The organism is Monashia sp. HAY1-5C, assembly GCF_056755255.1.
Window position 1 is genome coordinate 15,132 of the sequence record NZ_JBPGXG010000050.1, and the last position, 12,554, is coordinate 27,685.

At 72.8% G+C, this 12,554-nt stretch carries 12 protein-coding genes; 5 read left to right on the forward strand and 7 right to left on the reverse strand.

Features of this window, described 5'->3' with window-relative positions; genetic code table 11:
• Nucleotides 1–174 precede the first annotated feature (174 nt).
• Nucleotides 175–1,494, reverse strand: coding sequence for an ABC transporter substrate-binding protein (locus tag ACR9ZK_RS09800; protein ID WP_481341708.1), 1,320 nt, complete (start codon nucleotides 1,492–1,494; stop codon nucleotides 175–177).
• Nucleotides 1,495–1,715: 221 nt separating this feature from the next.
• Here ACR9ZK_RS09800 and iolC point away from each other — a divergent pair, with 221 nt between their 5' ends.
• Together iolC and ACR9ZK_RS09810 are read left to right on the forward strand one after the other, a co-directional pair.
• Nucleotides 1,716–2,711, forward strand: coding sequence for a 5-dehydro-2-deoxygluconokinase (gene iolC, locus ACR9ZK_RS09805; RefSeq protein ID WP_481341709.1), 996 nt, complete (start codon nucleotides 1,716–1,718; stop codon nucleotides 2,709–2,711).
• Nucleotides 2,712–3,111: 400 nt separating this feature from the next.
• Nucleotides 3,112–3,732 (forward strand): MSMEG_6728 family protein, encoded by a 621-nt coding sequence (locus ACR9ZK_RS09810; RefSeq protein WP_481341710.1) that lies wholly within the window; start codon nucleotides 3,112–3,114, stop codon nucleotides 3,730–3,732.
• 98 nt (nucleotides 3,733–3,830) lie between these two features.
• On the opposite strand, the gene ACR9ZK_RS09815 is transcribed toward ACR9ZK_RS09810, so the two are convergent.
• From ACR9ZK_RS09815 to ACR9ZK_RS09830, 4 genes are read right to left on the reverse strand one after another with little or no spacing between them, the layout of a single operon-like run.
• Nucleotides 3,831–5,165: an MATE family efflux transporter gene (locus ACR9ZK_RS09815; RefSeq protein ID WP_481341711.1), complete on the reverse strand. Its 1,335-nt coding sequence runs from the start codon at nucleotides 5,163–5,165 to the stop codon at nucleotides 3,831–3,833.
• Complete coding sequence (locus ACR9ZK_RS09820) at nucleotides 5,162–5,911, reverse strand: DNA alkylation repair protein (RefSeq protein ID WP_481341712.1); 750 nt, start codon at nucleotides 5,909–5,911, stop codon at nucleotides 5,162–5,164. Before ACR9ZK_RS09820 ends, ACR9ZK_RS09815 begins: the two co-directional genes overlap by 4 nt.
• Nucleotides 5,908–6,585 carry a class I SAM-dependent methyltransferase gene (locus ACR9ZK_RS09825; protein WP_481341713.1) on the reverse strand — a complete coding sequence of 226 codons (678 nt, stop codon included), beginning with the start codon at nucleotides 6,583–6,585 and terminating at the stop codon, nucleotides 5,908–5,910. The genes ACR9ZK_RS09820 and ACR9ZK_RS09825 overlap by 4 nt, the downstream gene beginning before the upstream one ends.
• A 25-nt stretch (nucleotides 6,586–6,610) precedes the next feature.
• Nucleotides 6,611–6,886, reverse strand: coding sequence for a DUF2277 domain-containing protein (locus ACR9ZK_RS09830; protein WP_481341714.1), 276 nt, complete (start codon nucleotides 6,884–6,886; stop codon nucleotides 6,611–6,613).
• Between the two features lie 124 nt (nucleotides 6,887–7,010).
• On the opposite strand from ACR9ZK_RS09830, the gene ACR9ZK_RS09835 reads away from it, so the two are divergent.
• From ACR9ZK_RS09835 to dnaB, 3 genes are all read left to right on the forward strand, one after another.
• The gene (locus ACR9ZK_RS09835; RefSeq protein WP_481341715.1) at nucleotides 7,011–8,138 is read left to right on the forward strand and encodes an ROK family transcriptional regulator; all 1,128 of its coding nucleotides are present in this window, start codon (nucleotides 7,011–7,013) and stop codon (nucleotides 8,136–8,138) included.
• Between the two features lie 211 nt (nucleotides 8,139–8,349).
• A complete protein-coding gene (locus tag ACR9ZK_RS09840) occupies nucleotides 8,350–9,165 on the forward strand; it encodes a glucosamine-6-phosphate deaminase (RefSeq protein WP_481341716.1) in 816 nt (271 codons plus the stop codon).
• A gap of 399 nt (nucleotides 9,166–9,564) precedes the next feature.
• Entirely contained in the window at nucleotides 9,565–10,950 is a 1,386-nt protein-coding gene (gene dnaB, locus ACR9ZK_RS09845; protein WP_481341717.1) for a replicative DNA helicase, read from the forward strand.
• Between the two features lie 30 nt (nucleotides 10,951–10,980).
• Here the strand turns inward: dnaB and ACR9ZK_RS09850 are convergent, their stop codons facing one another.
• Nucleotides 10,981–11,880 (reverse strand): hypothetical protein, encoded by a 900-nt coding sequence (locus ACR9ZK_RS09850; protein ID WP_481341718.1) that lies wholly within the window; start codon nucleotides 11,878–11,880, stop codon nucleotides 10,981–10,983.
• A 56-nt stretch (nucleotides 11,881–11,936) separates the two neighbouring features.
• Entirely contained in the window at nucleotides 11,937–12,419 is a 483-nt protein-coding gene (locus ACR9ZK_RS09855; protein WP_481341719.1) for an HNH endonuclease family protein, read from the reverse strand.
• Nucleotides 12,420–12,554: the final 135 nt, after the last annotated feature.

Consider the following 12,554-nt stretch of genomic DNA (forward strand, 5'->3'; position numbering starts at 1 on the left):
TCACCGGGCGCGCCGGGCGCATCGGAGGCGCCGGGCGTGCCCGGTGTGCCGGGTGTGCTGGGCTGACGCTGGGCGGGGGACTGGACGGTCATGGGCGGTCCGCTTCGTCGGGCGGGCGGCCCGGTGCCGGGTGTGGTCACCGGGCCGCCCACGTGTCGGAGGGTCTGGCCGGCGTCAGCCGAGCGCCTTGACGTCGGCGACCCACGTGTCCCACGACGCCTGGGGTGCCGTGCCCTGCTCGACGCGGGTCAGGGCCTGCTGCATGGCGTCGTTGATGGCGAAGTAGTGGGCGCCCTTGTAGGGCGAGACCGTGACGGCCTTGGCGCGGTCGGCGAAGATCTGCCCGGTGGGGGCGTCGTTGAACGAGGCGACCTTGAAGGACAGGAGGTCCTGGCTGTCGAGCGCGGCCTTCTGGCTCGGGAACGCGCCGACCTTCTTGAAGGCCTTGACCTGCTGCTCGGGCGCGGTCAGCCAGGCGGCGAGCTCCTGGGCCTCCTTGGGGTGCTGGCTCTGCTTGGGCACCACGAGGTAGCTGCCACCCCAGTTGCCGCCGCCACCGGGGAAGGTGTTGGCGACGTCCCAGCCCTTGACGCCCTTGGCGTTGCCCTCGATGATGCCGACCATCCAGCCGGGGCAGAGCATCGTGGCGAACCCGTCCTTCTGGAACGAGGCGGTCCAGTCGTCGCCCCACTGCTGAAGCTTGGCCGAGAGGCCGTCGGTGATGCCGGCCTGGACGACCTGGTCGTAGAGCTTCCTGACCTCGGGGTTGTCCGTGGCGGTGATGCTGTCGTCGGCCGGGTTCTCGTAGGCGGCCTGGACCTGGTTGACCATGCCCTGGTAGGTGGCGCCGATGCTGTCGAAGAACGGCACCTTGGACTTCGCTGCGAACTGCTTTCCGGCGGCGAAGTAGCTGTCCCACGTCGTGCCGAACAGCTTGGCGACCGCTGCCCGGTCGCTCGGGAGGCCGGCCTTCTTGAACAGGTCGCTGCGGTAGCAGATGGCCTCGGGACCGGAGTCGGTGCCGTACCCGATGAGGTGGCCGTCGGCGTCGGTGGCAGCCTTGGCCTTCCAGTCGAGCCAGCGGCCCTGCACGTCGGGGCTGTTGAGGTCGGTGAACTTGTCGGAGTACTGGAGCATCTCGGGGAGCCAGTCGACCTCGACCGCCTCGACGTCGGCCATGCCGCTTCCGGCCGAGAGGCGGGTGAAGAAGGTGTCGCGCGCCTCGTTGGAGGTGGCGGCCTTCTTGTGGGTGACCTTGATGTTCGGGTGGGTCTTCTCGAACTCGGGGATGAGGTCCTCGTAGCCGAACTGGTTGAAGGTCGCGAGGGTCAGGGTGACCGGGCCACCGGCCCCGCCCGCCTGGGTCGCGGGTCCGTTGTCGGCGCTGCCCGAGCTGCACGCGGTGAGCGCCAGCAGTCCGACGGTGAGGGTGGCGAGCGCGACGTTCCGGGGACGCGTCAGGCGGATGCCGGTGCGGGTGGTGCGGGCTGTCATCGGAGAGCTCCTTCGGTCTCTGCCCAGTGTGGGTGTGGGAGCGCTCTCCCTGCGGGAGGAACGGCCGTGAGAGCGCTCTCACGGGAGAGGATGGAGCCGGTTCCGGCCGACCGTCAAGACTCGTGACCATTCCGTGACCGCGGACCGGGCCGGAACGGGGCGAATCGCCTCGCCCTCGTCGAGGGGGTGCCGGTCCGGCTTGCCGCGTCTAGCGTTGTCCCATGGGACCGGCGCAGGAGCCCCGGGGCGAGGACGCCCGCCGCGCGAGTCACGACCTCGTGGCCATCGGCCGCGTCGGCGTGGACCTCTATCCACTGCAGCACGGGGTGACCCTCGACGAGGTCCGCACGTTCGAGAAGTTCCTCGGTGGCAGCGCCGCCAACGTGGCCGTCGCCGCGACCCGCCACGGCCGCCGCAGCGCGCTCGTCAGCGCCACCGCCGACGACGCGTTCGGCCGGTACGTGCACCGCGAGCTGCTCCAGCTCGGGGTCGACGACGCCTACGTCCAGACGGTCGTCGGCGGACCCCCGACGCCGGTCACCTTCTGCGAGGTGTTCCCTCCGGACCACTTTCCCATCTGGTTCTACCGGTACCCGATCGCGCCGGACCTGCTCGTCACCCCGGAATCCCTGCCGCTGCAGGCGATTCGCGATGCCGAGGTCTACTGGTCGACCGTGACGGGGCTGAGCCAGGAGCCGAGCCGCGAGGCGCACTTCACCGCGTGGCGCGAGCGCGGCCGCCGCCCCCTCACCATCCTCGACCTCGACCACCGCCCGACGCTCTGGCCACGTCCGCAGGACGCACCCCACCTCGTGCGCCAGGCGCTCGCCCACGTCACCGTCGCCGTGGGCAACGTCGGGGAGTGCGAGGTGGCCACCGGTGAGCGCGACCCCGAGCGTGCCGCCCGGGCGCTCATCGAGGCCGGCCTCGAGCTCGCGGTCGTGAAGCTCGGTCCGCGCGGCGTCCTCGCCATGACGCCCGGCGCCACGGTGCGCGTCGCGCCCTTCCCGGTGCAGGTCGTCAACGGTCTCGGTGCCGGGGACGCCTTCGGCGGCGCTCTCGTGCACGGGCTCCTCGCCGGCTGGGACCTCGAGCGGGTCCTGCACTTCGCGAGCGTCGCCGGCGCCATCGTGGCCGGCCGGCTCGAGTGCTCGACCGCGATGCCGACGACCGCCGAGGTGAGCGCGTTGCTGTCCGACGTCGCCGTCGTGGAGTGAGCCGGCGGGTTCGGCGCGGCGCAGCCGACCCAGGGGCCGGCCGTCCCGCCCTCGAGCGTCCCGGGGCAGAGAAAAACCCGCCCCCGCTGGTCACGTCGCCGAACTCGACCAGCGGGGGCGGGTGCCCTTGACACGGTGACCCGACAGGGGGAGGAGGTCACCGAGTCGCACAGGAGCAACTCACGAGAACGACTATGACCGGCCGACCTTAAAGAAGGCTGGGAAGCCCGTAGCAGTTCTCTTGGACCTGGGACCTTGGACCTTGGACCTTGGACCTGGACCTTGGACCTGGACCTGGACCCCGACCGGGACGTGGCCCGGGCGGGCAGGGCCCGCCGTGGGTATGCCGCTGGGGTCGCGTCGTCGCCGACGCCACGTCCGTACGACCGGCAGGAGCCCTGTGCAGACCTTCGTGCCCCACCCCGACTTCGCGGCCACGGCGCGCGCGCTCGACCAGCGTCGGCTCGGCAAGCAGCGTGTCGAGGTCATCCAGATCGTCCGGGCGCTCACCGTGCCGGGGTACGCGTGGGCGTCGCACCCGGCGGTCCTCATGTGGAAGGGCTACGAGGAGGCGCTCGGCCGCTACGGCCTGGCGATGTGCGAGGAGTGGGTGGCGCGCGGCTTCGACGACTCGTGCGCGGCGACCATCGTCGCGGACCTGAGGGCTGCCGGCGTCACGCGGCTGCGCGGCTACGAGCAGCTGCGCGCGGGCGGTGGGCTGCCGCCCTGGCTGTTCGACGACGAGGTGGCCCGCAGCCACCGTTCCGCGCTCGTGCGCAAGGACCCCGAGCACTACGCCCCGCTCTTCCCGGACGTGCCACCGGACCTGCCCTACGTGTGGCCGGTGCGCTCGGAGTCGGTGCTCGAGCGGGAACGTCGTCGGGTGGCCGCCGCTCGGCGTCGGGCCGAGGCGGCCGAGCGTCGGGCCGAGCAGCAGCGGGAGGCGAGCCGACGGCGTCGCAGCGCGGCGGCGAAGAAGGCGTGGCTGACGCGTCGGGACAACCGTCACGGGAACACCTGACCGGCGCCGGCCCTCGGGCGTGGGCGAAGGGACCGGCACCCGAGGCGCGTACGAGGCGCGACGCGGCGCTCCAAGGCGCGACCTGGCGCCATCTTGCGCTACGTCGCGCCGACGACCATCCAGTCGTCCTGGCGGCCCCGCCACCACAGGCCGGCGCCGCGGACCACCATGAACAGCGTGAACGCGAGCCACAGGACGACGACGTCGTGCACCGCCGAGCCGGTCGGCCCCACCGCCCGCACCGCGAGGACCACCGGCAGGTAGGCGAGGAGCGTCACGACCATGCCCCCGGCCAGCCAGCGCCCGTCGCCGGCGCCGATGAGCACGCCGTCGAGGACGAAGACGTAGCCGGCCACCGCCTGGCCGAGTCCGACGACGACGAGGGCCGCGCCGAGCGCGTCGCGCACCGCGGGGTCGCCGGTGAACAGAGCCGGCAGGACCCCGTGCAGCGCCGTCACGACGAGGCCGACCGCGAGGCCGCCCCACACCCCCCAGCGGACCATCGTGCCCATGGCGACGCGGACGCCTTCGCGGTCACCCGCGCCGAGGGCGCGGCCGGTGATGGCCTGGGCCGCGATGGCGAGCGCGTCGAGGGCGAAGGCGAGGAACGACCACACCGTCATCGCCACCTGGTGCGCTGCGAGGGTGACGTCGCCGAGCGACGCGGCCACCCACGTCGTGAGGAGCAGCGTGGCGCGGAGGGCGAGCGTACGCACGAGCAGCGGGACGCCGGTGCGCGCAGCGGCCAGGACGCGTCCCGGATGGGGCCGCAGGTTGGCGTGGCGTGCACGCGCCTTGACGAGCAGGGCGGTGACGAGCCCCGCTGCCATGCCGGTCTGGGCGATGACGGTGCCCCAGGCGGATCCGGCGATGCCCCAGTGCAACCCGTAGACGAAGGTGAGGTTGAGTGCGACGTTCGCACCGAACCCGACGACCGACGCGACGAGCGGGGTCGTCGTGTCCTGGAGCCCGCGGAGCACGCCGGTGACGGCGAGCACCACGAGCATCGCGGGCAGGCCGAGCGCGGAGATGCGCAGGTACGTCGTCGCCTGCTCGAGGACCTCCGGGGACGCGCCGAACGCGGCACAGATCGGGCGGGCCGCGAGGGCGGTGAGCACCGCCGTGCCCGCGCCGAGGCCGAGGGCGAGCCACAGGCCGTCGATGCCGGCGCCGATGGCCGCGCGGTCGTCGCCGGCGCCGAGGTGGCGGGCGACGACGCTCGTCGTGCCGTAGGCCAGGAAGACGAAGATGCCGGCGGCGGTCACGAGAGCCGCGCTCGCCACGCCGAGTCCGGCCAGCTGCGCCGTGCCGAGGTGGCCGACGATCGCCGAGTCGGCCAGGAGGAAGAGCGGCTCGGCGATGAGGGCCAGGAACGCCGGGACGGCGAGCCGGAGGATGTCGCGACGGTGCGTCGTCGGTGCGGGGGCGCTCATGCCTGCGCCACCCGGGCGGCGGCGGACGGGGCGTCGAGCGTGGGCGGGCCGAGGTGCTTGAGGGCCTCGCGGCGGGACAGTCCGGACAGGCCGGGATGCGCGGACACGAACGCGCGCACCCACGCGGGGTCGTGGCGCGCGTGGTCGCGCAGCGCCCAGCCGATCGCCTTGCGGATGAAGAAGTCCCGGTCCTCGATATTCGCCTCGATGGTGGCGGTGAGCAGGTCCTGGTCGAGGCGCGGCCCCGCACCGACCTGGCAGATGATCGAGGCTCGCCGCACCCACATCGAGTCGCTGCCGGACCAGTCGCGCATCCGCAACCCCTCGACCTGCGGAGCGCCGGCGAGCGTGTCGCGCACGAGGTGGGTCGCGATGTCGTCGACGACGTCCCACCAGGCGCCGGCGCGGATCAGCCTCTCCCACAAAGGCATCGCGTCGCTGTCGACCCAGTGCCGGTACGCGGGGTGACGCGCGAGGGCGAGGGCGGCGTACCACTGCTCACGGTGGGTGGCGGTGCGCCAGAGCTGCTCGATGGTGGCTTGCCACTGTTCGCGCGACTCCATCCGGAGGCGGGGGTCGCGCAGGAGGGGAGTCAGTGCAGCCTTGAGCCGGGGCGAGGTGAGGCCGGCGTACGGCAGCGCCGACTTCATGTAGCGCTGCTGGCCCGCGGCGCGCTCCGCGTCGGCGCCGGCGAGCAGAACGGTCCGCACCTCCGAGGCCAGGGCGGGGTGCGGTCCGGTCCTCATTGCTCCACGGTAGCGGCCGGGTCCGACGCCGCCGGCCCGTGATCGAAGCGTGAGCGCTTGACCGCGCGGCCGAGGTAGCCGAAGACCCACGGGCGCATGAGGCGGGGCAGGGGCGCATACGCCCGCTCGACCTCGACGAGGGCCAGTCCGGACCCCTCGACGAGCCGGTCGATCGGACGCGTCAGGTGGCACCCGTCGAACACGCGCCTCTGCAGGGGCTCGAGACGGCGCTGCCACCGACGAACGCCCTCGTCCCGGGCGACGCCGTGCTCGAGGAAGTGCAGGGTGCCGCCCTCCTTCAGCACGCGCCGCACCTCGTCGAGGGCCGCCGTCACGTCCGGGATCGTGCACAGGGTGAAGGTCGACAGGACCGCGTCGACGCTGGCGTCCGGGAGGCTGAGGCGTTGCCCGTCGAGGTCGCCGCGGACGATGGGGACCGAGCTGCGCGAGCGTCGCCCGGCGCCCAGCCGCCACCCCACGTCCGAGGGCTCGACCGCGACGATGCGCGTCACGGCGTCCGGGTAGAGGCCGACGTTGAGGCCACTGCCGAACCCGAGCTCGACGACGTCACCGCGCAGACCTTCGCAGGCGCGGGAGCGCAGTGCCCGGATGGACTCGTCCTCGCCACCGGCCGCGACGAGGCGCGGCGTCACCTGCTCGGCCCAGAAGCCCACGGCGGGCGCTCGCCGGCGTCGGCCGTCAGGCCGGGGTGCCGAAGCGGACGGCGTTGCGGGCGCGGGCCCGTTCGCGCTCGACGTCGCGGTCCTTGGGCGGGGCGCTCGTCGTCAGGTGGTCGAGCAGGTGCTGGGTGGCGTGGGCGATCGCCTCGACGGCCTCGTCGAAGGCGTGCTGGTTGGCCTGGCTGGGCCGGGTGCTGCCGCTCACCTTGCGCACGTACTGGAGGGCGGCGGCGCGGACCTCGTCGCTCGTGGCGGGCGGCTCGAAGTTGTGGAGCTGTCGGATGTTGCGGCACATGCTCCGAGGGTATGTCGCCCCGCCGTCGGGCAGCGCGTTCGCGGGCCGCGACGGCCGTCCGGGCGGGCGGATCTGTCGGGTGAGGCCTTGCGGACATGGAAGTTCGTAAAGTTTACTAACCTCCATGACGACCGCCCCGCCCCGCGCCGGACGCGTGTCCCCGCGCACCGCCGTGCTCCCCGCTCACGGCCGCCGGCACAACCTGTCGCTCGTGCTCCAGCTGCTCTACTCGGTCGGCGCGATGAGCCGTGCCGACCTCGCCCGCCGTCTGGGCATGAGCAAGGTGACCGTCTCGGACCTCGTCGCCGAGCTCGTCGACAGCGGCCACGCCGTCGAGCTCGGCCCCTCCGACGAGGTGCGCCCCGGCAAGCCGGCCCTGCTCGTCGACGTCAACCGCACCGGCCTGCAGGCCATCGGGGTCGACCTCGCGGCCCACGAGGTGCTCCGCGGCGCCGTCATGGACCTCGACGGCACCATCCTCGTGCGCGCCGAGCGCCCCATCGGCGAGGACTCCGGCCAGGCCGTCCTCGACTCCGTGCTCGACCTCGTCCACGAGCTCGTCGGGGCCGCGACGGCGCCGATCCTCGGGATCGGCATCGGCACGCCCGGCATCGTGGGCCCCGAGGGCGCCATCGACACCGCGCCCAACCTCGGCTGGACCGACGTGCCCCTGCGCGACGTCGTCGCCGGTGCCACCGACCTGCCCGTCTTCGTCGTCAACGACGCCGACGCCGCCGTGCACGCGCACTACACGCTCGGGGACGGCGGCGACGACCTCGTGCTCGTCAAGATCGGTCGCGGCGTCGGTGGTGGTGTCATCGTCGGCGGCCACCGCGTCCGCGGGGCCCACTTCGCCGCCGGCGAGATCGGGCACGTCACCGTCGGCACCGACGGCGGCGCACCCTGTCGTTGCGGCAAGGTGGGCTGCCTCGAGACGTGGGTGTCCGCCCCGCACCTGGAGAAGGCGCTCGCGACCTCGGGCGACGAGGCGCCCCTGCGGGAGGCCGGCGAGCGGCTCGGCATCGCCCTCGCTCCCATCGTCGCCGCGCTCGACCTGTCCGAGGTCGTGCTGTCCGGACCCGAGCACCTCGTCGGAGGCGCGCTGCGGGACGCCGTGGAGGAGACGCTCCGTGCCCGCCTGCTCGCCCGGCCCGAGGCCGACCTGAGCGTCCGCCTCGCCGACCGCTCCGACGACATCGTCCTTCGCGGTGCCGCCGTCCTCGTCCTCTGGGAGCAGCTCGGCGTCGCCTGACGCTGAGCCAACCGCCGCTTCCCGGCCCGCCCGGGGCCTCACGCCCGGACCCTCACGCCGGATCCTCTCGCCCGCATCCCTCGGCCCCAGCCACCACCGCACGTTCCCGGAAGGCACCACGAATGACGACCCAGCAGCGCCTCATGACGGTGACAACCGTCGCCGCCTCCCGGCTGGACAGGACCGGCCGCTCCGGCGAGCAGGTGGGCTGATGGAGGTCATCGTCCTGCCGAAGCCTGCCGACGTCGCCCGGCGCGCCGCCCAGGTCGTCCTGGTCGGGCTCACCGACGCCGGGCGGCCCGAACCCGTGCTCGGGCTCGCGACCGGGTCCTCGCCGCTGGGGCTCTACGCCGAGCTCTCGCGGGCCGTCGAGGACGGCCGGCTCGACCTGCGACGGGCCCACGGCTTCGCCCTGGACGAGTACGTCGGTCTGCCCGAGGGCCATCCGGAGTCCTACCGCCAGGTGCTGCTGCGTGAGGTCTGCGAACCGCTCGGGCTGCCCCCGGAGCGGCTCCACGTCCCGGACGGGTCCGGCACCACCGAACGCGAGCTCGCCTCGGGGGCAAGGGAGTACGAGCGAGAGATCCTGGCCGTGGGTGGCGTCGACGTGCAGATCCTCGGCATCGGCGCCAACGGTCACCTCGGGTTCAACGAGCCCGGCTCGTCTCTCGCCTCGCGGACCCGCGTCAAGCGGCTGTCGGACCGCACGCGCCGGGACAACGCCCGCTTCTTCGGCGACGACGTCGACGCCGTCCCGACCCACTGCGTCACGCAGGGCCTCGGTACCGTCCTCGACGCGCGTCGGCTTGTCCTCGTCGCCTCCGGCGCCGGCAAGGCGGCCGCCGTGGCCGCGGCCGTCGAGGGGCCGCTGTCGGCGTCGTGTCCCGCGTCGGTGATCCAGTGGCACGCCGACGCCGTCGTCGTCCTCGACGAGGCGGCCGCGGCGGGGCTGCGCAACCGCGACTACTACGACGCGTCGGCCGCGGGTCTGGCCGAACCGACCACGCGACGATCCACGAGGTGGTAAAGGGAGTCCCCGCAGTTGTTCACGGATGGCAGCTCCAGCTTCTGTGGACAACCCCACAGGGTCGTGGAATCTCTCCTCCACACCCCGTGGACGCTCGTCGTCGCAGGTCAGAGTGGGTGTGCGGAGATCGGGGCGGACGCCTCCCCACAGTTGTGCACACACCTTGTCCACACCTGTTGACGGCGTGTCGCGGATCGTCGTCCACCGGTTGTCCACAGGCAGGAGACGATGCCCCCGCCCCCAGGTTGTCCGTGCCGCCGCAGCCGCCCTACGGTGTGTCGGTGCTCTTGGGAGGGCGGCACGACTCGACGGACTCGGGTCCTGTCGGCGCCTGTCGGTGGATGGGTGTCTACTGAAGTTGCACCGATGTAGTTCCGTCAGTCAGGGGAAGGTGGGTCCGTGTCGCTCGACGAGCTGAGCACCAGCGCGTTCGCGTCGTCGACACGTGAGGCGGGCCCGCCCGACGACCGGCTCCCGCCGCAGGACGTCGGCGCCGAGCAGTCCGTCCTCGGCGGCATGCTCCTGTCCAAGGACGCCATCGCCGACTGTGTCGAGCAGCTCAAGGGCACCGACTTCTACCGGCCCGCGCACGAGCTCATCTACGACGCGATCCTCGACCTCTACGGGCGCGGTGAGCCCGCCGACGCCATCACCGTCTCGGACGAGCTGACCAAGCGCGGCGACCTCACCCGCGTCGGCGGCCAGGCCTACCTGCACCAGCTCATCGCGTCGGTGCCCACCGCCGCCAACGCCGGCTACTACGCCCAGATCGTCGCCGAACGCGCCGTCCTCCGTCGCCTCGTCGAGGCCGGCACCCGCATCGTCCAGCTGGGGTACGCCCAGGGCGGCGGTGACGTCGAGGACATCGTCAACGCGGCCCAGGCCGAGGTCTACGCCGTCGCCGACAAGCGCGGCGGCGAGGACTACCACGCCATCGGCGACATCATCGAGGCAACGGTCGACGAGATCGAGGTGGCCTCCGGCCGTTCCGGCGAGATGACCGGCGTCCCAACGGGGTTCACCGATCTCGATGCCCTGACCAACGGTCTGCACCCCGGCCAGATGATCGTGATCGCCGCTCGACCGGCCATGGGCAAGAGCACGATCGGGCTCGACATCGTCCGGTCGGCGGCGATCAAGCACAAGATGGCCGCCGTCGTCTTCAGCCTCGAGATGAGCCGCACCGAGATCACGATGCGCATGCTCTCGGCCGAGGCCGGCATCCAGCTCCAGCACATGCGCAAGGGCACGATGCGTGAGGAGGACTGGACGCGGCTGGCCTCGACCATGGGCCGGGTCTCCGACGCGCCCCTGTTCATCGACGACTCGCCCAACATGTCGCTCATGGAGATCCGCGCCAAGTGCCGACGGCTCAAGCAGCGGCACAACCTCAAGCTCGTCGTCATCGACTACCTGCAGCTCATGTCGAGCGGCAAGCGCGTCGAGTCCCGTCAGCAAGAGGTCTCGGAGTTCTCACGTGCTCTCAAGCTGCTCGCCAAAGAGCTCGAGGTGCCCGTCATCGCCATCTCGCAGCTGAACCGTGGCCCCGAGCAGCGCACCGACAAGAAGCCCGCGATGAGCGACCTGCGCGAGTCGGGCTCGATCGAGCAGGACGCCGATATGGTCATCCTCCTGCACCGTGAGGCCGCCTACGAGCGCGACAGCCCCCGCGAGGGCGAGGCCGACCTCATCGTGGCCAAGCACCGAAACGGTCCGACGGACACCATCGTCGTCGCCTTCCAGGGCCACTTCAGCCGGTTCCAGAACATGGCGACGAACTTCTAGGCCCGTCCGGTGCCCGGGGATGCCGCCGGCTCAGGGGTGGGCGGCGGCCCGGATGCGTCGACGCACCTCGTGCAGCGCGGCGGCTGCTGACGGGTCCGTGCGCTGGGGGTCGGTCAGCCAGTCCATGAGCGAGTGGTCGTCGGCGGTGACGCCGGCGAGGTCGTCGGCGGCCGCCGCGGCCACGAGAGCCCCGGCGCGCGGCACCGGCAGGGCCTCGCCGAGCGCCGACACGGCCCACGCGTCGGCCTGCACGAGCAGGCCGTCGTCGACGTGACGGCGACGGCCCGCTGCCAGGGCGTCCCGAGCCGCGGGCAGGGCGCCGACCGCGTCGTCGCCGACGGCGGCCCGCACCTCGAGGACCAGCTCGTGCAGGTGGGTCTCCAGCAACCACGAGGGCATGCCGCGTCCGGCGAGCACGCCCGAGAGCCACCGCACCTGACGCGTCGCCCGGTCCTCGCCGAGGGGCGCCAGTGAGATGAGCCACGCCGAGTCGCTGCTCGCGAAACGCGACCCCCTCTCGCCGTACCGCACGCGGTAGTAGGGCATCTGCTCGAAGGAACGCTGTGCGGCGCGGACGGCGGCACGCAGCAGCGTCGCGTCGGTCGTCATCCGGTACGTACCGGCGTCGGGGTTGATGACGCCGGCGTCGACCGACTGGCCGGAGGCGCGCCGGGCCAGTCCGGCGATCACGTGGCGCTCGGCCTCCGCGACGAGGGTCGCGACCGCGGCGGCGTCCGCGCCCGGGACGGTCCGGCCCTCGAGGGCAGCCCGCAGCGTCTGCGCGTCGGTCGAGCCGGTGGCGACGACGAGCCGCTCGACGCCGACGACCGCGGCCACGAGCGCGGGGTCCTCCAGCGCGCCGGTGGCGGTGCGCCCGGTCTGGGCGACCAGGAGCTGTCGTGCCTCGCGAGCGCGCCCGGGGTCGGTCATGCCGGGCATTCTCGCGCGCCGGGCGCTCGCCTCACGAGTCACCTTCGCGAGTGGCCTCACGAGTCACCTGGCGGGCGGGCGCACGCGGTGAGGAGGCGTGACACCTGGGCCTTCTCCGCGGCAGTCACCCAGAGGTGGTACCGGGTCTTCACCGCCACCTGGCGCGCCACGTACGTGCAGCGAAAGGCGCGGTTCGGTGGGAGCCACGAGGCTGCGTCCGAGTCCCGCTTGGCACTGTTGGTGGGGCCGTCGACGGCCAGGAGGTTGAGGGGGTCGTTGGCCAGGGCGGTGCGCTGAGCAGCGGACAGCCGCCGGGCGCCCTTGACCCACGCGTCGCCCAGCGCCACGACGTGGTCGATCTGGACCTGCGACGACGTCGACGCGCCCCGGTGGAACAGGATGACGTGTCCGGTGTAGGGGTCGGCGAGACGCCCCGACAGCACGACGCAGTCGTGCGTTCCCGGCTTCACGCGCGCGGAGGTGAGGTCGCGGCGCAGCACGTCGTTGCGCGTGTCGCAGCCGTTGTGTCCACCCGCCACGTCGACGTCGTCGGTCCACGCGGGCCCGAACTGCTCGCGGGCATACCCGGTCTTCGGCGCGCGGCCCTTGACGGGCAGCCGGTCGAGCAGGGCCAGGGCTGTCTCTTATACACATCTGACGCTGCCGACGACGGA